Raw genomic sequence first — 20192 nt, 5'->3', positions numbered from 1 at the left:
CTATGAGCCAGTTTGGATCAACTAAATTCGATTACAGAGACATCCCTCAAGGCGATGACAAGATTCTCGTTCGAGACGTTGTCCGTCTTATCGAAGGTAGCCCATTCAAGGACGACCTTATTAGAGTATTAAAAATTGATGAGATAGCAAATGAAGAAATAACCATTTCTGGCGTATCAAAACTTGTAAACAGTGTTGATTCAGAAAGTCGAAATTTCTTAAAATTTGATATAAAGTCCGATTTTAAGAATCTTAACTTCTTCCACAACCATGACGATGACAAAATAGAGATTGGCTTTAATGATTTATCAGAAATTTCTTTTCCCAACATCGTAGACGAGGAAAAGGAAAAAGCAAATATTTTAAGCAGGTTAAAGTTCGCAAAATCTAAATATTCAGCAATTAATTCATTATTCAAAACCACATATAAGTTTAATGACTATGCAACGCAATTATCGAATGCAAATCTAAGCACAATAGTTATCAATAATTTAGAATTATTAAAACAAGTATATAGCAGTGACAGAAAGCACACTCGCCGCTACAGAATGATATATGACCTTAGTGAGGAACAGTATTATTTCAGGGCACTAATATCCGAAAAAAGGTATCAGGATTATAACATTGGAGTATCAGTATTCATTGCCCTTATATTACTTCATAACGGCATCAAAGCTGACACCAAAAAACCCAAGGAATTATACAGGGTAAGATATTGTGAGTACAATGAATCATATATAAATGTATTATTTGAAAAAGTAAATGGTAAAGATGTAAAGGAAATTGGTAACGTTAAATTCATTGTTGAGTTATCAAACAATGAAATAGCTAAAGGTGCTGTTAAATTTTCTGGACTTTTCTCTATTACATCACGCAAAGGTGAAGAAGTAGGTGAAACTGTAGTAAAGAATGAGTTGTCTACATCAATCCTTTCTCTGAGTCATGGTACAACACCTGATAGCGCGATCGAGGGAATTTCTTTCGCTGCTCAACTGAATGAAGCAGAAGCAGATTTCTTAAAGGATGTTGAGCAAATAAAGAATGCTGGCAATCCGGATATCCTCAGACACATCTTTAAGACTAAGATTGAAGCTGGAAGAACATTATCACAAAATAAGAAAGAATCGATCAAAAAGCTTTTAGATACTACTATCAATAGCTTTCACGAATTACTCGTACTAATGAAGAAAGCTGACCTACTTATTGCTGACGAAAATATTGAATCTAAAGATTATTTGAAGTATATCATGCATAAAGTGCTTACTGAGAATAGAAGAAAATAACTGCCTACCCCTTCTGCTCTCATCTTACATAGCTTAAGTACTGCCCTTATAGGCAATCTCTGCTACAGTATAAGGTGATGAGGCACTAACTCAGCAGACACTATAAGGAGATTTTCAGTCGCATAACGTCACATTTTTATCACACCTATGTCTGAAAATCTACGGGAATGGGGTATTAAAACCCTAGCTTTGCGTCGCCCAACAGGTTTTTTCAGCGAGACGGTCAATTCAACTCTCGTCCCCGCTACTTAGCGAAAACCGCCCTGGCCTGTGCCGGGGCGGTTTTTTGTCTTTTATGTCTTTTCTTTGCTTCCTCGCTAAGCAGCCTTTATGTACCAGCAACTGTATACCAACTCCTTCGGCAAGGTGTACCTCACGGTGCAACACGACCATGGCAACCAGTGGCTCTACAACAACTGGCAGGGCTTGCTTACCACCGACACCGTAATGCAAGGCTGCGAAGGTGTGCTGCGGGCCCTGGAGGCGACCGGCTGCACGTACATCCTGAACGACAACCGGGGCGTTATCGGCTCCTGGAACCAGGCCAACGACTGGATAGAGCAGCACTGGATGCCCCAAGCCCTGGCTGGCGGCCTCACCCGCTTTGCGCACGTGGTAGCGCCCGGAATTTTTGGACAGGCCTCTGCCGAAGCCATGCACCAGCGGGTAGGCAGCCGCTTTGAAATGCGGCTGTTCCAGGATATTGAAGACGCCCAGCAATGGCTGCAGCAGGGCAGCCCCTTAACCTGACCTAGCGAGCCGCGCGGCGTAGCCGCAACCATTCATTCCTCTACAGCAAAAAAGCCCGACTTAACCAAGTCGGGCTTTTTTGTAAAGTTAGGTTAAAACCTACTTGATCTTATCAACGATGCCTTTGAAGGCCTCGGGGTGGTTCAGGGCCAGATCAGCCAGCACCTTGCGGTTGAGCTCGATACCAGCCTTTTTCAGGCCGCCCATGAACTGAGAGTACGACAAGCCGTGCTGACGGGCCCCGGCGTTGATACGCTGGATCCACAGGGCGCGGAACTCGCGCTTCTTCACGCGACGGTCGCGGAAAGCATACAGCAGACCTTTTTCTACTGCGTTTTTCGCTACGGTCCAAACATTCTTACGACGGCCATAATAGCCTTTCGCAAGCTTCATTACTTTTTTCCGACGGTGGCGGGAGGCCACGTGGTTGACGCTTCTTGGCATAACCTACTGGAGTTTTTGGCGGTCGGCGGCGGAGTTCCGCATCTTGGTTTCAGCCGAACGCCTGGTGAAAAAATTGGCAAATGGTTGAATGACTAAGCAGTTAAACAAGAACTGATTAATCATTTAGCAATCAACCATTTATTACAGATTCAGCATGTCTTTAACGCGGTTCATATCGGCCGAGCTAACCAGCGTAGCGTGCGTAAGGTTACGCTTCTGCTTGATGGATTTCTTGGTCAAGATGTGCGACTTGAAGGCGTGCTTACGCTTGATTTTGCCGGTGCCGGTGAGCGAGAAACGCTTCTTGGCGCCGGACTTGGTTTTCATTTTCGGCATTGTGAAGGAAATAAAGGGTAAAACAACTACGGCGGCCGGCTGCCTAGGGCCGGTTAGCCTGAAAATTCACTTAAGAAACCTGCTGGCAACGCCTATTCCTGGTCGGTTTTTGGCGCGGCTTCCTTGGGCTCTTTGCTGCCTGCGGCTTTGGCCGCGGGAGCCGGCGCCGGAGCGGGCTTGGGCTTGGCAATAACCTTGGGCGCCAGGTAAAGGAACATGCGCTTACCTTCGAGCTTGGGCAGCTGCTCTACTTTAGCCAGGTCTTCCAGGGCTTGAGCAAACTTGAGCAGCAGGATTTCGCCCCGCTCCTTGAACACGATGCTGCGGCCAACGAAGTGCACGTACGCTTTAATCTTGGCGCCTTCCTTCAGGAATTCCTGGGCGTGCTTCAGCTTAAAGGCGAAATCGTGGTCGTCGGTGTTCGGACCAAACCGGATTTCCTTTACTACTACCTTCGTGGCCTTGGCTTTCAGCTCGCGGGTACGCTTCTTCTGCTCGTACTTGAATTTCGAGTAGTCGATGATGCGGCACACGGGCGGAACGGCCGTGGGCGAAATTTCCACCAGGTCCAGGTTTTGCTCCTGGGCCATGCGGCGGGCCTGCTCAATGGGGTAGATACCAACCTGAACGTTTTCTCCTACCAGGCGAATTTCGCGGGCGGTAATCTTCTGGTTGATTTTGAACGGCTCCTCCACCTGCTGGCGAGGTACGTAACGACGATTCGGGGTAGCTATGGGAAAGTCCTCCTACTGAAAGGTGAAAGATATGGCTATCTGGCACTGATACGCCCGTCACGGCAAGCCGGGCGGGCGTATCAGTGGGCAAATATCCGCTTTTTTTTCTATTGCAACAACCTGAGAGCGAAATACGGCTCAAGAATCCCGGGGCGCTAGGCGCCCCGCATCATCTCGGCTACCTGTTCCTGGAAGTTTCGCACAAAGGCATCGATGGGCATGGAGCCCAGGTCGCCTTCGCCGTGGCGGCGCACCGACACGATGCCGTTTTCCTGTTCCTTTTCGCCCACAATGAGCATATACGGCACCTTGGACATTTCGGCATCCCGGATCTTGCGCCCGATTTTCTCATCGCGGGCATCAATCGTACCCCGCAGCTCGGCCTGGCTGAGGCGGTCGAATACTTGCTGAGCGTACTCCTGGTACTTCTCCGAAATAGGCAGTACGGCAAACTGCTCGGGCGAGAGCCACAGCGGGAAATTGCCCCCACAGTGTTCAATCAGCACGGCTACGAAGCGCTCCAACGACCCAAACGGGGCCCGGTGAATCATGACGGGGCGCTGCCGGGAGTTGTCAGAAGCCACGTATTCCAAGTCGAAGCGCTCCGGCAGGTTGTAGTCTACCTGAATGGTACCCAACTGCCATTTGCGGCCGAGGGCGTCGCGCACCATAAAGTCGAGCTTGGGACCATAGAAAGCCGCCTCGCCCAACTCTGTTACGGTATTCAGCCCTTTCTCGGCGGCTGCTTCTTGGATAGCTGCCTCGGCCCGGGACCAGTTTTCATCCGACCCGATGTACTTGGTTTTGTTTTCCGGGTCGCGGAGGGAAATCTGCGCCGTAAAATCCGGAAAATCCAGGGCCTTGAGCACGTATAGCACGATGTCAATTACCTTCAGGAATTCCTCTTTCACCTGGTCGGGGCGGCAGAAGATGTGGGCATCATCCTGAGTAAAGCCCCGAACCCGCGTCAGGCCGTGCAGCTCCCCGCTCTGTTCGTAGCGGTACACCGTGCCGAACTCGGCCAGGCGCAGGGGCAGGTCCCGGTAGGAGCGCGGCTTGGTTTTGTAGATTTCGCAGTGGTGCGGGCAGTTCATGGGCTTGAGGAAGAATTCCTCGCCCGGGTTTGGCGTCTTGATGGGCTGAAACGAGTCGGCGCCGTACTTCTCGTAGTGCCCCGACGTCACGTACAGCTCCTTGGCGCCAATGTGGGGGGTGACTACGGGCTGATAACCGGCCTTCGTCTGGGCCCGGCGCAGAAACTGCTCCAGCCGCTCGCGCAAGGCGGTGCCTTTGGGCAGCCACAGGGGTAGCCCCGCTCCTACTTTCTCGGAAAAGGCAAACAGCTCCAGCTCCTTGCCCAGCTTGCGGTGGTCGCGGCGCTTGGCTTCTTCCAGCTTTTCGAGGTACTCCGTCAGCTCTTTCGCCTTGGGGAAGGTGATGCCGTAGATGCGCGTGAGCTGCTTATTCTTCTCGTCGCCGCGCCAGTAGGCCCCGGCCACGTTCAGCAGCTTCACCGCTTTGATGGGCGAAGTATCCGGAATGTGCGGCCCCCGGCAGAGGTCGGTAAAGTCGCCCTGGGTGTAGAACGTGATAGAACCATCTTCCAGGCGCTCCAGCAGGTCCAACTTGTAGGGGTCGGCTTTTTCGGTGAAGTAGGCAATGGCGTCGGCCTTGCTCACCTCCCGGCGCTCATACTGGCTTTTCTTTTTAGCCAGCTCCAGAATTTTCTTCTCGATTTCGGGGAAGTTCTCGGAGGAAATCGTGCGGCCTTCACCCAGGTCGATATCGTAGTAGAAGCCGTTCTCAATGCTGGGGCCGATGCCCAGCTTCACGCCGGGGTACAGCGCCTCGAGGGCTTCGGCCATCAGGTGGGCGGAGGAGTGCCAGAAGGTAGACTTACCTTCCGGGTCGTTCCAAGTGAGAATAGCCACATGGGCATTTTCCGTAATGGGGCGGTGCAGGTCGCGCACTTCGCCGTTGACGCGCACGCCGAGGGCATTGCGGGCCAGGCCTTCGCTAATGCTGGCGGCCACGTCGTAGCCCGTGGTGCCATCTACAAACTGGCGCACCGAGCCGTCGGGGAGGGTAATATCAAGCATTGAATGGGGTAGATAATGGCTATACAAACAGCCGTGAGGCCGCAAGTTAGAAAGATGAGCGAAAGTTTGGGCGATGTCAGCCCCGGGCAGTAGCTGGGCCGGGCACGGAAAAAGCCGCTTAAAAACCCGAGGAAGGGCGGGAAATACTTAGCGGCGCTACAGGAGCCACGGCTTCCCGGCGCGGCTCATTCGTGGGCTGCCCCGCTGCCCGGGCCTTGCCCTTCCACACTTTATACGTCCAGTGCCGGTTGCCGGGGTTTTCCAGCACCAGCTGCTGATACTGAGCCAGGGCCAGCTCGTGCATTCCCTGGGCCTCGTAGCTTTCGGCCAGCATCTGCCGCACGTTGGGCAGCCCCGCCGACCGGCGAACAGCCCGTTGCAGGTGGGGAATAGCGGCCTTGTACTGGCGTTGCCGGAACAGGGCCAGGGCGACCCGATAATCGGCGCGGTACAGGGTAGAATCGAAGCGCAGTGCCTTCAGAAAATACTGCTGGGCGCTATCGGGGGCACCCTGCAGATCAAACTGCCGGCCGTAGTCATAGTACAGCGGCCCGTAGGTAGGGGCCAGGCGTATGCCCCGGGCCGCATGAGGCGCTGCCAGCAGGGGCTGGTGGTTGGCATTAGCCAGGAAGGCCAGTTGGTGGAGTGTCTCCGGCTGATGCGGATCCAGCTTTACGCTGGCTTGCAGAAAGCTCAGGGCCTGGGCCGTGTCGCGCAGGCCGGCGTAGGCCAGGCCCTTGTAGAAAAGGGCGCCGGCATTAGTAGGCTCCTGACGCAGGGTTCGGTCGAGGTGGTCTAACGCAGCAGAATAATGGCGCGCGGCTAAGTGGGCTTCCCCCACTAGCAGGCTCAATGAGGCAGAAGCGTAGCCGTGGCGGGAAGCAGTGGCGGCGGCGGCCAGAGCCCCCGGCAACTGGCCCTGTGCCCGCAAAGCCCGCGCTTTCAGGTAATAAAACTCTCCCGGCGCATCATCCAGCTCCAGGGCCTGGTTGATGTCGCGCAGGGCTTGCTCGGCCTGGCCGGCATCCAGCCGAAACTCGGCGCGGTGCGCATACAGGCTGGCGTTGCCAGGCTGGCGGGCAATGGCCCCGTTCAACTCCTCAGCCTGAATAGCGGGGCCACTTTGCACGGTGCCCAGCTGCACCATCACCTCGGGGGCTTCGCTTACTTCGGGGTTGCAGCCGACAGCCAGCCACAAACCCGCCAGCAGCAGGCAATATTTGCCGCCGCCAGCTACCAAACCAGCCAGGATGCGCGTGTTCATAGGGCAAAGATAACAGTGGCGGCAGCCCCGCTCCTACTTTGGCGCCCCGGCGGCCTGCCGACTGACTTTCCGCTCCAGCTTTTGCCGCAGGTTGCGGCAGCGCCGGCTGATTTCCAGTTCTTCGGTGGTAACGGGGGTGAGCAAGGAAGCCTGCCGCAGAATATCCAGGGCCTGGGCGCGCCGGTTCTGATTTTCGAATACCCGGGCCAAGTCAAAATACACTTCCATGCGCTGCGGGCTCAGCTCCTTGGCGCGCTGCAGGGCATCAATGGCTTGGCGGCTGCTGGCCCCGCCAGGCTTCCCTCCCAGGAACAGCACGCTAAAAGCCCGCTCCAACAGGTTGTAGTGGTCTACGCGGTAGTGCCAGCGCCCCAGCAGCTGCCAGGCCTCCGACCAGTCGGGGCGGCGGGCTACGGCCAGAAACACGTAGGGCTTCATGTCGCGGTAGGCTTGCAGGCGGTCTTTGGCGCGGAGCAGGGTAGCCTGGTCGTAGAGGGTCAGGGCCACGGCGTAGTTCGACTCGGCTCCCTCCTGCTTGAGCGCCCAACTGCGCTCGGCGTAGCCCCGGGCCATGGTGAAATAGGCGCTTTTGCGGGTTTCATCGGTGTAGCGGCGGCCTATGCGCAGGTTGAGCAGGGCGGCCTGCCAGAGGGCTTCGTAGTTTTTGGCATCGGCCCGCAGCACCTGCTCGTACTTATCCAGGGCTTCGGAGTCGCGGTACTGGCGTTGCAGGGCGCGGGCATCTGCCAGCAGCTTCCGCACCGAGGGCTTGGGCGCCGACGCCGGGGCGGCGGCTGGAGCTTTGCTCTGCCCCCCCGCCGGCCACGCGCCCGCCGCGAGCAGGACCACAAGGCCCGCAGTTGGCAGCAGTCGGAAAAGCCAGGGAGCAGGAGAAGCCACGGAAAGGTGTTTCCGCAAAGCTGCGTTTTTTATCGGGGTTCTGAAATTTCCGTTTCCGGAAATGGCCCGAAAAAAGAAGCCCCGCTGGTCGGCGGGGCTTCAAAGAAAAGGCAGTGTAATTAAAAAAGCTTGAGCTGTGATTTGGGTGTTTTAAGCACGGCTTGCGCCTGGGCAATGTCCGCCGCCGATACGTTGACGGGCCCCGTCAGGTCCGGCAGCGGGCCGGTTTCGACGCTTGCCGGCCGGGGAATGGTGGCCGGACCGGCCTTCTTTTTCAGCTGCCGGCGCTCCGGCTCGGGGCCTTCGTCGGTGAGCAGGATCACGCCATGCACCTTGAAGTAGTTGAGCTTATTGCCCATGGCTTTCCAGCCCTTCACGTCGATGAAGCTGTGCAAGGGCAGCTTTTCCGTTTCCTTATCCGCTTTTTTGTCGCGCTGCAGCTTTATTTCTACCTCGGGCTCGGGGAAGCAGGTGGCACACAATAGCTTGGAGCCCTTCGACTCCGGAATAAAAGCAAAGCGCTTCTCCAGCGTGCTGGTTTCAATTTTGAACCGCTTGACGTAGTGCGTCTTGGTTTCGCCTTCCACGTACACTGCGCTGATAACCGTATCGGCCTCCAGCTTCCGCAGCAACACCATGTTGGGCACGTCGAAGTGCAGGGCCGGGTCGGGCGTTTTCAGCTCGTAGCTGCCGTCCTTGTACACGGTCAGCAGGGTGTCGTCGGTGTCGAAGGTGCCGAGGTAGCGGCCGTGCCCGGCCGTGTTGAGGCGGCCCACTACCGCATCGAAGAACATTTCGCGCCCGCCCAGGGTGGAGTCGCCGAGGCTTTTCTGGGTGATTTTCTTGATGGGCTGCTTGGTTACGATGTTGCCCATGGAGCCTTTGCCTTTAATGGCCAGCTCGGCAAAGTCGAAATCGAACTGCTTGACGCGCGCCGGGGCTTTATCAGACAGCTGTACGCTTACTACTTCCGACTCGGAGTTGGGGTTGGCCGTGAGGTAAAGCGTCTTGGTGCCCTTGGTGCCTTTGGTCAGGTCGTAGGCCTTGTCGCGGGTGATGCCCGTAACGAGGAAGCGCTTGGCGAAGCTAATGCCCGAGGCCCCATCCAGGTACACCATGTTGTACACCAGCCGGTCGTCGTTCTTGTTGTAGACGCCGGCGTGCAGGATGTCCTTGCCCACGAAGGTTTTCTCGGCAATGCGCGTCACCACAAACGTCCCGTCGCGCTTGATGGCGATGATGTCATCGAGGTCGGAGCAGTCGCAGATGTACTCCACGCTTTCGTCGCGCTTCAGGCCGTAGCCCACAAAACCGTCGCGGCGGTTCACGTACAGCTTCTGGTTCGCCACGGCTACTTTCTGGGCCGTTACCACGTCGAAGGTGCGCAGCTGGGTTTTCCGCTCCCGGCCCGCGCCGTACTTTTTCAGCAGTCCCTCGAAGTAGTTGATGGCGTAGCGCGTGAGGTTGGCCAAGTGGTCGGCTACTTCGGCCAGCTCGGCTTCGAGGCGCTGGATGTACTCTTCGGCTTTGAAACCGTCAAACTTGCTGATGCGCTTGATGCGAATTTCCGTGAGCCGCGTGAGGTCGTCTTCGGTGATGGCGCGGCGCAGCACCAGGCGGGTGTCGTTGGCTTTTTCCTTTTCCCCACTGATGCGCACAAACTTTTTCAGCCCGGTATCAATGGTCTGGAGAATGTCGGCCCAGGTTTCGCACTCCTCAATCTTGCGGTAGATGCGGTTTTCGATGAAAATCTTTTCCAGCGAAGCGGAATGCCACTTTTCGTTGAGCTCGTCCTGACGAATTTCCAGCTCCCGCTCCAGCAGGCGCACCGTTTTGCCCGTGCTCAGGCGCAGCATATCGTCCACGCCCACAAAGCGCGGCTTGTCCTCGATGATAACGCAGGTGTTGGGGGAAATGGAGATTTCGCAGTCGGTGAAGGCGTACAGCGCATCCATCGTTAGGTCGGGCGACACACCGCTGGGCAGGTGCACCTGTATTTCCACCTCGGCCGCCGTGTTGTCAACGACCTTCTTGATCTTGATTTTGTTGGCCTCCGAGGCTTTCACGATACTCTCCATCAGCGCCGTGGTGGTGGTGCCGTAGGGAATGTCCCGAATGACGAGCATGGTTTTGTCGGCCTTCTCGATGGTGGCGCGCAGACGAATCTTGCCCCCGCGCTGCCCGTTCTGGTAGTTACTGACATCGCAGAGCCCCCCAGTCGGAAAATCGGGAAAGAGCTGCACCTCCCGCCCGCGCAGCACGTCGATGCTGGCCTTGCACAGTTCCCGGAAGTTGTGGGGCATGATCTTGGTGCTCAAGCCTACGGCAATGCCTTCCACGCCCTGGGCCAGCAGCAAAGGAAACTTCACGGGCAGCGTGGTAGGCTCGCGTTTGCGGCCGTCGTAGCTCATCTGCCACTCCGTGATGTCGGGGTTGAAGACCACGTCCAAGGCAAACTTGCTCAGGCGCGCTTCGATGTAGCGGGGCGCGGCCGCACCGTCGCCGGTGCGAATATCGCCCCAGTTGCCCTGGGTCTCGATGAGCAGGTCCTTCTGGCCCAGGTTCACCATGGCGTCGCCAATGGAGGCGTCGCCGTGGGGATGGTACTGCATGGTTTGCCCAATGACGTTGGCGACCTTGTTGAAGCGGCCATCGTCCATTTCCTTCATGGCGTGCAGAATGCGGCGCTGCACGGGCTTGAGTCCGTCTTCGATGGCCGGCACCGCCCGCTCCAGAATCACGTAGCTGGCATAGTCCAGAAACCAGTTCTGGTACATACCATTCACGGTAGCTACATCGTGAATGGTTTCGCCGGGGGCAAATTTGGGTTCTTCCTCGGCTACGGGCTCCGGGGCCTCCTCCACCGACGCTTCGGCATCGACGGCGGCCATTTCCTGCAGGAGCTGCTGGGTTTCGGCGGGGGTTTCCGGCTGCTCTCCGTCGAGGGCCATTTCGGCCGCGGCCGGCGCAGCCGCAGTGGGTTCAAAGCTCATCGTGTCGCCCGAGCCAAAAAGCAAGGGCTGGGCTGCATCATCAATCGGAGAGTCGGAGTTGACCATCGAAACAAGGGGTTGGTCGGCAAGGGGTATGCGGGTTGTCATCAAAAGTACCGTTAGCTGCGCAGAACGCAATAAGCTCTAAGGCAAAGCAGGCTGGCAAAGTTCCCAAAATTCTTAGCCAAAAGAACCAATATTCCAAAGATGGATTTGGCCTTAAAAACGCTCATTGCTTCAAATTACGGCATTTACCCCCTCATTTACAAGCTAATTTCATTGGTAATATTTCAACGTATCTATTCCCTGGAATGGCCATTTAAGCAGGCGCTATGCGAGGAGCTACTTTTGCGGCACTCCCTGCCTTTTATTGGGTTGCAGCAAGCAGTTCACGTCTATTTAGCATTCGGGCAGTTGGCGGTTGAAGTGCTTTCGCAGCAGCCCGTTTACTTTCTCCGGGGTGAGGGGCTTACTTAAAAAGTCCTGCACAATACCCAGTTCCTCTACCTGGCGCACGTCGCGCGGGTGCAGGGAAGTAGTCAGGATAACCACTACGCTGGGCGGCACTTCGGGCAGTTGGCGGTAAGCCTCCAGAAACTGAATTCCGCTCATGCCGGGCATATTCACGTCCAGCAGTACCAGCGACGGTGCCGCCTCCGGCGCAGCCTGGCCGCCTTTTGCCAAGTACTGCAAGGCCTCGTGCGCGCTCTGGGCTATCTGCAGATGGCTGGCCACCCCCAGGCGCGTAAGCAGGCTTTTGTTGAGAAAATTATTGATCGGATCATCGTCGATCAGCAGAACGGATGGTAGCGGAGTCATAGAGCGGAAGATATAGCCGGCCCGAAACTTCGGGGCGGTAAAAAGGTAAGCTACAAAAACTAGCGCCGGAAGTACACGGAAAAGGTAGAGCCGGCTCCGGGCTCACTGACCACCGACACATGCCCACCCGCATTTTCCACGCTGCGCTTGACCATGTAGAGCCCCAGGCCTGAGCCTTCCACGTGGCTGTGCAGGCGGCGGAACATGGTGAATAGCTCCGATAGCTGCTCGGGCGCCAGACCCAGGCCGTTGTCCTGCACAGTCAGCACCACGTAGTCGCCATCGGCGTGGCTGCCCAGGCGCACCCGGGGCAGGCGGTCGGGACGGCGGTACTTGAGGGCATTGCTGAGCAGGTTGAACAGCACCGACCGCAGATTTTTCGGGGAGAACCGTACGCTGGGGCTGTTGGCAAAGTCCACGGCCAGCTGGGCGCCGCTTTGGGAAATCAGGGGCGCCAAGTCCAGAACTACATCCTGCAGCACAGGCTCCAGGGCTACCTCGGAAGTAGGCTGAGCATGCTCCTTCTGCAGCTTGGTTACATCGCTCAAGTGACCAATGGTGCGCTTAAAACGGGTTACAGACTCGTACATCATGCCCAGCACGGGCGCGGCATCGGGCGCGGGCGCGGGCGAAACGGTGAGCATGCTCTGCAGCACGTGCAACAGCCCCTCGATGTTGGTGATGGGAGCTTTCAGGTCGTGGGAGGCCGTGTAGATGAAGCTATCCAGGTCCACGTTCGTGCGCGTGAGCTGCTGGTTGAGCGCGGCCAGGTCGGCATTGCGCAGGTGCAGCTCCTCGTTGGCGGCGGCCACCTGCCGGCGCGCCTCTACCTGGTCCGTAATGTCGGTGATGAGCACGTAGAAGCCCTTCACTTCCCCGTGCTGTACATCGGGCACATAGTTGGTGTGGATGTACTTGATTACCTCGGCGCTGTAGGGCATGCGGGCTTCAAACGTGAGCTGCTCCCCGGCCAGGGCCCGCCCGATGTAGTCTTTGATTTGCGCGTAGGCCGCCTCGCCCACTACGCTCCGCACCGTGCGGCCAAGCAGGCTCTCAGCCGGCACCTTAAACCAGGGTTCATAGGCCTGATTAACAAACTGGTACTTTTCTTCCCGGTCCAGGTAGCTGATCAGCACCGGCAGCGCGTCGGTTATCAGCTTCAGCTGCTTGGCCGTGGCCTCCTGAGCCTGGTGGGCCCGCACCTGGTCGGTTACCTCGAAAGCAAACACCAGTACCCCATCGATATGACCCTGCTCGTTGTGGCGCGCCTGCTGGATGTAGTTGAAATACCGGTCTTCCAGTACCCCATCTTCGGGGCGAGCCAGCGGAATGAGCATACCCAGCTCCTGGTGCGTGACGCCCGTTTCGTACACCTGCTGAAAGGTGTGGTAGACAGTGTGGCCGGCTATTTCCGGCAGGGCTTCCAGAATGGGCTTACCCAGCAGGCTGCGTCCGGGAAACAGCTGCTGATAGCCAGGGTTTACCAGCTCGTACACCAGCGCGGGGCCACCCAGGATGCAAATGCTGGCCGGGGCCTGCATAAACAGCCGCTCCAGGCGGGCCCGATGCTCCTCGGCCTCGGCGCGGGCGGCACGGGCCTCCTGGGTGCGAGCCAGCACCCGGGCTTCTAGCTCCTCGTTTAATTGCTGTAGCTGCAGCTGGGTGCGGGCCAGTTCGGTGTTGTTTTGAAAGAATTCCTCATTGGCGGCGTGCAGCTCCTCGTTGGTGGCGGCCAGCTCCTCATTCAGGTTTTGAATATCCTGGCGGCTGTGTACCTGCGTTGTTACATCCACGGCCAGGTCGAGCACGCCCAGCAGCCCCCCGGCGGCGTCGTAGAGGGGCTGGTACACGAAGTTGAAGTAGTAGGTATCCAGGCGGCCGTTGCGCAGCAGCAGGGCCGGCACCTCGGTTCCCACGAAGGGCACACCGGTGCGGGCCACGTCGGCCATGAGTTCGGTAAAGCCCTGCCCCAGCAGCTCGGGCACGGCCTCCAGCAAGGGGCGCCCTAGCAGCTGCGCCCGCGGGTAGCCCCAGATGGTACTCATCTGCTCATTCACGGCTACCACCACCTGCTCCTCGCCCTGCAGCACGCCCATGGCCACGGGAGCCTGGGTAAGAATGGTCTCCAGCAGGTTACGCTCCCGCTCGGCGGCGGCGCGTGCGGCCTGCTCCCGGGCCTGGCTTTCGCGCAGGGCCTGCTCGGCGGGCGTACGGCTGTGGTCAGCCGTGTCGGTAAAGCTCACCACCAGCCGCGGCCCGCTGCGCTGGGCTGAGAGCCGGAAAAAGTTATCCAGGCCGTCGTGCTGGTAGTTTACGTCGTAGCGGCGGGCCTCGGCCGCGTGGTAGGCCGCGCAGTAGAAGGCGAAAATACCGGTCTGCCGGGCATGGGGGTACAGGGTAAGAAACGTATCGGCAGGCTGCTCCGGCAACTGCAGCATCCGCTGGGCGGCCGGGTTAAGGTAGTCATAGGCAAAGTCCACGATGTCGTCGGGCCCGGCCTCGCCCGGCACCGGCCGAAACAGAATGATACCCGTCAAGGACACATTCAGCAGCGTCAGGGTCAGGTCATCAGGCGGGGAAACCGGGAAGGAAGGCATACGAACACAGTAGAATTCGGAAAGATACAACGGGCGGGCACAAGCGCGGCCGGCCGGGTCCTACCGCGTGCCCCCAACCTGCCTGGCGTAGCTGAATCCCGTACTTTTTAGCTTGTTACCCATGGTGCCCCCGCACCGCACCGAAGCAGCAGATTTAGCACCTCATCCACCCGAGGGCCGCGCCAACCTGGCTACCTACGCCCCCAAAGCCCTGAAAGCCGCCGGCCTCACCCTGCTCGAAACCCATAACGCGGGCCGTGGCCGGGTAAAGCCGGGGTACCGGTGCGCACCATTGCCAAACGCCCCACCTGGCCGAGACCGGGTGGGGCGTTGTTGGGAGCAAGGTACTGGGCAAGACGCGGCACTTCGTGTTTCTGGCCTGGCGGCCGTTGGGTAGCCGGCGCGGCTCCGGTTGTTCAACGACCAGGCAGTGTCGCGTCGCTACAACGTTCAGGCAAAGGCCACGTCCTCTTCGGCTACCTCGCTCACGGGCAGCACGTCGGAGGTGATGAGGTCTTTTTCCAGGCGCAGGTTGTCGATGATAAACTCCTGACGGGCCGGGGTATTTTTGCCCATGTAGTAAGTCAACACCTGCTGGATGCTGCGGTCGGACTGGAGAATGACGGGCTCTAGCTTGATGTTCTCCCCAATGAATTTGCCGAACTCGTCGGGGCTGATTTCACCCAGTCCTTTAAAGCGGGTAACCTCAGGGTTGCGGCCCAGCTGGCGCATGGCGGCCTGCTTTTCCTGCTCGTTGTAGCAATAGATGGTGGTTTTCTTGTTGCGCACCCGAAACAGGGGCGTTTCCAGGATGAACACGTGGTTGTTGCGCACCAGATCGGGGAAGAACTGCAGGAAGAAGGTGAGCAGCAGCAGGCGAATGTGCATACCGTCCACGTCGGCGTCGGTGGCAATAACGACGCGGTTGTAGCGCAGGTGCTCAATGCCTTCTTCGATGTTGAGGGCGTGCTGGAGCAGGTTCAGTTCCTCATTCTCGTACACAATCTTCTTTTTCAGCCCGAAGCAGTTGAGGGGCTTGCCGCGCAGGGAAAACACGGCTTCCAGCTCTACATTGCGACTTTTGGTAATGGAGCCCGAGGCCGAGTCGCCTTCGGTGATGAACAGGGTGGTGAGCTGTTCCTTCTCGGCATCTTTGGTTTCGCCTAAGTGGAAGCGGCAGTCCCGCAGCTTGCGGTTGTGCAGGTTGGCTTTCTTGGCGCGCTGGTTGGCCAGTTTTTTCACGCCGGCCATATCCTTTCGCTCCCGCTCACTCTGCTCGATGCGCTTTTTGAGCGCCTCGGCCACGGCCGGGTTCTTGTGCAGGTAGTTGTCGAGGTGCTCTTTGAGGAAGTCCAGGATAAAGCCGCGCACGGTGGGGCCATCCTCGCCCATGTTGAGGGAGCCCAGCTTGGTTTTGGTTTGCGACTCGAACACAGGTTCCTGCACCCGCACGGAAATAGCGGCAATAATGGACGCACGGATGTCGGCCGCGTCGTATTCCTTTTTGTAGAACTCGCGTACGGTTTTCACCACGGCCTCGCGGAAGGCCGCCAGGTGGGTACCGCCCTGGGTGGTATACTGCCCGTTTACGAAGGAGTAGTACTCCTCCCCGTAGTCGTTGCCGTGGGTAAGGGCCAGCTCAATGTCCGGGGCCTTGAGGTGGATGATGGGGTAGCGCAGGCTGTCGGCATCGGCTTTGCGGGCCAGCAGGTCCGCAAGACCATTTTCGGAAAAGTACTTCTGCCCGTTGAAGTTGATGGTCAGGCCCGCGTTCAGGTACACGTAGTTCCAAACCTGGTTTTCGAGGTACTCCGGGATGAAGCGGTAGTTCTTGAAAATGGTATCGTCGGGCTGGAACACCATCAGCGTGCCGTTGCGCTGGGAAGTGGGCTGGGGCTTGGGGTCGGTTTTGAGCACGCCTTGCTCAAACTCCGCCGACTTCATCTGCCCGTCGCGCACGCTCTGCACCAGAAAATAATTGCTGAGCGCGTTAACCGCCTTCGTGCCCACGCCGTTCAAGCCCACAGATTTCTGAAATACCTTGCTGTCGTATTTACCGCCTGTGTTGATTTTGCTGACAACTTCTACCACTTTGCCCAGCGGAATGCCCCGGCCGTAGTCGCGCACCTGCACGCGCTGGTCGGAGATTTTGATGTCGATGGTGCGGCCATGCCCCATCACGTGCTCGTCAATGGAGTTGTCGATTACTTCCTTCACCAGCACGTAGATGCCGTCGTCGTAGCTGGAGCCGTCGCCGAGCTTGCCGATGTACATACCGGGCCGCAGCCGGATATGCTCGCGCCAGTCGAGGGAGCGGATACTATCTTCGGTGTAGGCGTGTTGGGCGGGGAGTACTTGTGGTTCAGCCATCGGGAATCCAATAAACGTATGCGAGGTAAAATAACGCAGAAAATTGACCTTTTCCGCGCCGAGCTTACGCTAGTAAAATTAGCAAAATTTTCGTTCCCAACCCAACACTGGCCGCTTTTGGTTCCTACCTACCGGCTTATTGCTTCTGCAACACCGCCTTTCCTCTCCCCTACATCCCAATCATATTAGCAACATGTTTCCTCCCTCTACCCAACACCATTTGCCCCCCTCCGGCCATAAGCCCAACGCGGAGGTACGGCAGGCCCCCGTCATTCAGTTTGCCTTTCTGCTGCTGGCGGGAGTTCTGCTGGTTTACTCGCTGAAGGTGCTGGACGACGTGCTGCTGCCGCTGCTGTTTTCGGCCTTGTTTGCCCTGCTGCTACTCCCTATTAGCCGCTGGCTGGAGCTGAAAGGCGTGCCCCGGGTGGCGGCCATCATTCTGTGTTTGCTGCTGATGGTAGTCGTGTTTACGGGCATCGTATTCGGGTTTGGCTCCCAGTTGGGCCAGTTCAAAAACGAGCTACCCAAGCTCCAGGACAAACTGCTGCAGTTTTTTCACGACATCCAAACCTGGGCCGCCAACCGCTTCGGCATCGACCCCATGACGGATCAGGAGTTGAAAGAGTCAACGCTGAAGTCCCTGAAAAAGGACGGCGGCAGCTACCTGAACACCACGCTGAACATGACTTCGGCTGTGATTGGCAACCTGCTGCAAGTGCCCATCTACATCTTCTGCTTTCTTTATTACCGCGACCATCTGCGCCAGTTTTTGTTCCGGTTTGTAGCCCCCGATAAGCGCACCGCCGCCCTCAACACCCTCGATAATATCCAAACGGTGGTGCAGGCCTACATTTCGGGTCTGTTCAAAGTCATTGTGATTGTCGCCGTGCTCAACGGCATTGGGCTGCTGGCCTTGCAAGTGAAGTTTGCCATCTTCTTCGCCATTTTCGCCTCGGTGCTGGCCGTTATTCCTTACATCGGTATCATGATTGGAGCCAGCGTACCGGCCATTATCACACTGGTTGAAACCGGCTCCCCGCTCCACGCGGCCGGCGTCATCGGGGTATTTGCCTTCGTGCAGTTTCTGGAAGGCAACTTCATCACACCCATGATTACCGGCTCACAAGTGAGCATCAACCCCATGGCGGCCATTGTGGCCCTGGTGCTGGGCGCCGAGCTCTGGGGCACGCCCGGCATGATTCTGAGCATTCCGCTGATTGCCGTAATTAAAGTGGTGCTGGATGCCAACAAAGCCACCGAGCCCTGGGGCTTCCTGCTCGGCGACACGGCCGAGGGCGAAGACACCATTCAGAGCTTGGCGGGCGGTGAGCCGGGCTTTTTCAAGCGCCTCTGGGGGCGCATCACAGGCCAGGGCACGTAACCTCCACGGCAGGCAGGTAGTATAAGAAAGCAGCAACGGCGGCCATGGAGCCTCGCTTGCTGCTTGTTTTCTTTTCTTAAAACATACCCCTACTTATGTCTGCCATCACCGAAAATACCGCCCGTGCCTTCAACGATTTGGTTGAAATCAATAAAACCGCTACCAAAGGCTACCAGGAAGCCGCCGAGGGCGTAACCAGCCCCGACCTGCGCTCTGAGTTAAGCAAGTTCAGCCAGCAGCGGGCCCAGTTTGCCGCCGACCTGGAGCAGGCCGCTCGTCGTATTGGAGTAGAAGCGCCCAGTCAGGAAAGCACGATTGAAGGGGCCCTCACCGATGCTGCCGCGGCTCTGCACCGCGGCTGGATTAACATTAAATCGGCCGTAACCGGGCAAAATGACTCCGCTATTCTGGGCGAGTGTGAAACCGGCGACGCCACCGCCCTGCAGGCCTACGAAGTGGCTTTGCGCTCCAGCGAACTGCCCGTAGAAGCCCGCACTGTCATTCAGCAGCAGCATAGTGATATTCTGTCGGCCAAAAACTGGGTAACGCAGCAGAAAGGCCGCGTAAGCTAAGCTGGCCTACCTATAAAAAGAAGCCCATCGGCCATGCTGATGGGCTTCTTTATTTGTGGGATAGGCGTAGCTGCGCGTAGCGGTTGCAACCTTATCAGTGGCTATCTTTGTTACCAAGCAGCTTAGCATTTTTTAGCCTCCGAATTCGCGCCGCATTTGTACGCCATCATTGACCTTGAAACCACGGGTGGGCAGCCCACACAGGACCGCATCACCGAAATAGCCATCTTCATCCACGATGGCGAAAAGGTGGTGGACCAGTACGACACGCTGCTGAATCCCGGCCGGCCTATCCCCTTTTTCATCACCCAGCTCACGGGTATCACCGATGATATGGTGCGGGACGCCCCCAAATTTCACGAGGTGGCTCGCAAAGTGGTGGAAATGACCGAGGGCTGCGTGTTTGTGGCCCACAACGTGCGGTTTGACTATTCCTTCCTGAAAAAAGAGTTTGCGGACCTGGGCTACAACTACTCGCGCAAAACGCTATGCACCGTGCGCCTGAGCCGCTCCCTGATGCCCGGACAGCCTAGCTACAGCCTCGGCAAGCTATGCCAGAACATCGGCATTCCGCTGAACGGCCGCCACCGGGCCGCCGGCGACGCGGGGGCCACTGCCATTCTCTTCGACCGGCTTCTCAAGATAAGCCAGCAAGACGAAGCCCTGCGCAACCCCACCGTAAGCCCGGCCGATACGCTGGCCGCCGTGGACGCGCTGGCGCCGGGGGGTAAGAAGCCCACTAAACAGCCCTCCTCGCGCAAGGTAGAAGCCGTGCGTGAGGCCATTCGCACGGCCTTGCTGCCGCCCAACATCACCCCCGAAAAAGTAGCCTCGCTTCCCCAGGAAGCCGGAGTGTACTACTTCCACAACGAGGCCGGGGAGGTTATTTACGTGGGCAAGAGCATCAACATCTACAAGCGCATCCAGCAGCACTTCGCCGTTGACTACAAGTCGCGCAAAAGTCTGGAGTTTAAGAACTCCATTTCGGATATCACCTGGGAGCTGACGGGCTCGGAGCTGGTGGCGCTGCTGTATGAGTCTCACGAAATCAAGCGCCTGAAGCCGCTCTACAACCGCGCCCAGCGCCGCTCGGTGTTTCCGGCCGGTATCTTTCTGCGCACCGACGACAACGGCTACAAACACCTCTACTACGGGCGCGCTGACGACCATGCCCAGTCGCACCCGCTCATTGCCCTAGGCAACCAGTACAAGGCCAAGGCCTTTCTGTTCCACAAAGTCTCGAAGTTCAACCTCTGCCAGAAGCTCTGCGACTTGTACAAGACCCCTGGCTCCTGCTTTGATTATCAGGTGCACCGCTGCAAAGGCGCCTGCCTGGGCCTGGAGCCCGCCGAGGAGTACAACAAGCGCGTGGAGGAAGCCGTGGAAAGCTTTACCTATGAGCACGGCTCTTTTGTGGTAGTAGGCCGTGGCCGCAGCGAAGACGAGAAAACCCTGGTAGTCGTAGAAAACGGCCGTTACCTGGGCTTCGGCTACGTGGATGGTACGTTTTCCGCCCGGCGCTTCGCTGATTTCAAGGACGCCATTAAGCGCTACAACGACAATAAGGATGTGCAGCAGATCATCCGCCAGTACCTGCGCACCAAGCACAAAGACAAGGTGAAGGTGTTTAAGTAAGCATTCGACTCAGGA

At 57.5% G+C, this 20192-nt stretch carries 14 protein-coding genes and 1 pseudogene; 5 read left to right on the top strand and 10 right to left on the bottom strand.

From position 1 onward, the window contains the following. The first annotated feature begins 2 nt into the window (after positions 1-2). A complete protein-coding gene (locus HER32_RS00180) occupies positions 3-1283 on the top strand; it encodes a hypothetical protein (protein ID WP_168679533.1) in 1281 nt (426 codons plus the stop codon). 330 nt (positions 1284-1613) lie between these two features. Further along, positions 1614-2033, top strand: coding sequence for a hypothetical protein (locus HER32_RS00175; protein ID WP_168679531.1), 420 nt, complete (start codon positions 1614-1616; stop codon positions 2031-2033). 99 nt (positions 2034-2132) lie between these two features. On the opposite strand, the gene rplT is transcribed toward HER32_RS00175, so the two are convergent. The 10 genes and pseudogenes from rplT to HER32_RS00125 form a co-directional block, all read right to left on the bottom strand. Further along, positions 2133-2477, bottom strand: coding sequence for a 50S ribosomal protein L20 (rplT, locus tag HER32_RS00170; RefSeq protein WP_168679529.1), 345 nt, complete (start codon positions 2475-2477; stop codon positions 2133-2135). Positions 2478-2618: 141 nt separating this feature from the next. Continuing rightward, positions 2619-2813 (bottom strand): 50S ribosomal protein L35, encoded by a 195-nt coding sequence (gene rpmI / locus HER32_RS00165; protein WP_149072518.1) that lies wholly within the window; start codon positions 2811-2813, stop codon positions 2619-2621. 176 nt (positions 2814-2989) lie between these two features. Continuing rightward, positions 2990-3547 (bottom strand): annotated as a pseudogene (gene infC, locus HER32_RS00160) (translation initiation factor IF-3); the annotation flags it as partial. A gap of 155 nt (positions 3548-3702) precedes the next feature. Next, a complete protein-coding gene (gene thrS, locus HER32_RS00155; protein ID WP_168679527.1) occupies positions 3703-5646 on the bottom strand; it encodes a threonine--tRNA ligase in 1944 nt (647 codons plus the stop codon). Between the two features lie 118 nt (positions 5647-5764). Beyond that, on the bottom strand, positions 5765-6910 hold the full coding sequence (locus HER32_RS00150) for a tetratricopeptide repeat protein (RefSeq protein ID WP_168679525.1): 1146 nt from the start codon (positions 6908-6910) through the stop codon (positions 5765-5767). A 33-nt stretch (positions 6911-6943) separates the two neighbouring features. After that, positions 6944-7810, bottom strand: coding sequence for a hypothetical protein (locus tag HER32_RS00145; RefSeq protein ID WP_168679522.1), 867 nt, complete (start codon positions 7808-7810; stop codon positions 6944-6946). Positions 7811-7929: 119 nt separating this feature from the next. Beyond that, entirely contained in the window at positions 7930-10911 is a 2982-nt protein-coding gene (locus HER32_RS00140) for a DNA gyrase/topoisomerase IV subunit A (RefSeq protein ID WP_232066325.1), read from the bottom strand. Between the two features lie 291 nt (positions 10912-11202). Beyond that, a complete protein-coding gene (locus HER32_RS00135) occupies positions 11203-11622 on the bottom strand; it encodes a two-component system response regulator (protein ID WP_149072513.1) in 420 nt (139 codons plus the stop codon). A 59-nt stretch (positions 11623-11681) separates the two neighbouring features. Further along, positions 11682-14219 carry a PAS domain-containing protein gene (locus tag HER32_RS00130; protein ID WP_168679520.1) on the bottom strand — a complete coding sequence of 846 codons (2538 nt, stop codon included), beginning with the start codon at positions 14217-14219 and terminating at the stop codon, positions 11682-11684. A 450-nt stretch (positions 14220-14669) separates the two neighbouring features. Continuing rightward, positions 14670-16589 (bottom strand): DNA topoisomerase IV subunit B, encoded by a 1920-nt coding sequence (locus HER32_RS00125; protein WP_149072511.1) that lies wholly within the window; start codon positions 16587-16589, stop codon positions 14670-14672. 193 nt (positions 16590-16782) lie between these two features. On the opposite strand from HER32_RS00125, the gene HER32_RS00120 reads away from it, so the two are divergent. From HER32_RS00120 to HER32_RS00110, 3 genes are all read left to right on the top strand, one after another. Further along, positions 16783-17970, top strand: a complete 1188-nt coding sequence (locus tag HER32_RS00120; RefSeq protein WP_149072510.1) for an AI-2E family transporter — start codon at positions 16783-16785, stop codon at positions 17968-17970. 95 nt (positions 17971-18065) lie between these two features. Continuing rightward, positions 18066-18542: a ferritin-like domain-containing protein gene (locus HER32_RS00115; RefSeq protein WP_168679511.1), complete on the top strand. Its 477-nt coding sequence runs from the start codon at positions 18066-18068 to the stop codon at positions 18540-18542. Between the two features lie 156 nt (positions 18543-18698). Beyond that, positions 18699-20177: an exonuclease domain-containing protein gene (locus HER32_RS00110; protein ID WP_168679509.1), complete on the top strand. Its 1479-nt coding sequence runs from the start codon at positions 18699-18701 to the stop codon at positions 20175-20177. Positions 20178-20192: the final 15 nt, after the last annotated feature.

It is taken from the genome of Hymenobacter sp. BT18 (genome assembly GCF_012273015.1).
GTDB classification, from domain to species: domain Bacteria; phylum Bacteroidota; class Bacteroidia; order Cytophagales; family Hymenobacteraceae; genus Hymenobacter; species Hymenobacter lutimineralis.
Note: the sequence above shows the minus strand (reverse complement) of the source record. Positions and strands in the feature narration are given on the sequence as shown.

Excerpts from the sequence above, each read along its gene's own strand:
- HER32_RS00180 (WP_168679533.1), top strand. The coding sequence starts at position 3 with ATGAGCCAGTTTGGATCAACTAAATTCGATTACAGAGACATCCCTCAA.
- HER32_RS00175 (WP_168679531.1), top strand. The coding sequence starts at position 1,614 with ATGTACCAGCAACTGTATACCAACTCCTTCGGCAAGGTGTACCTCACG.
- rplT (WP_168679529.1), bottom strand. The coding sequence starts at position 2,477 with ATGCCAAGAAGCGTCAACCACGTGGCCTCCCGCCACCGTCGGAAAAAA.
- rpmI (WP_149072518.1), bottom strand. The coding sequence starts at position 2,813 with ATGCCGAAAATGAAAACCAAGTCCGGCGCCAAGAAGCGTTTCTCGCTC.
- thrS (WP_168679527.1), bottom strand. The coding sequence starts at position 5,646 with ATGCTTGATATTACCCTCCCCGACGGCTCGGTGCGCCAGTTTGTAGAT.
- HER32_RS00150 (WP_168679525.1), bottom strand. The coding sequence starts at position 6,910 with ATGAACACGCGCATCCTGGCTGGTTTGGTAGCTGGCGGCGGCAAATAT.
- HER32_RS00140 (WP_232066325.1), bottom strand. The coding sequence starts at position 10,911 with ATGACAACCCGCATACCCCTTGCCGACCAACCCCTTGTTTCGATGGTC.
- HER32_RS00135 (WP_149072513.1), bottom strand. The coding sequence starts at position 11,622 with ATGACTCCGCTACCATCCGTTCTGCTGATCGACGATGATCCGATCAAT.
- HER32_RS00130 (WP_168679520.1), bottom strand. The coding sequence starts at position 14,219 with ATGCCTTCCTTCCCGGTTTCCCCGCCTGATGACCTGACCCTGACGCTG.
- HER32_RS00125 (WP_149072511.1), bottom strand. The coding sequence starts at position 16,589 with ATGGCTGAACCACAAGTACTCCCCGCCCAACACGCCTACACCGAAGAT.
- HER32_RS00120 (WP_149072510.1), top strand. The coding sequence starts at position 16,783 with ATGTTTCCTCCCTCTACCCAACACCATTTGCCCCCCTCCGGCCATAAG.
- HER32_RS00115 (WP_168679511.1), top strand. The coding sequence starts at position 18,066 with ATGTCTGCCATCACCGAAAATACCGCCCGTGCCTTCAACGATTTGGTT.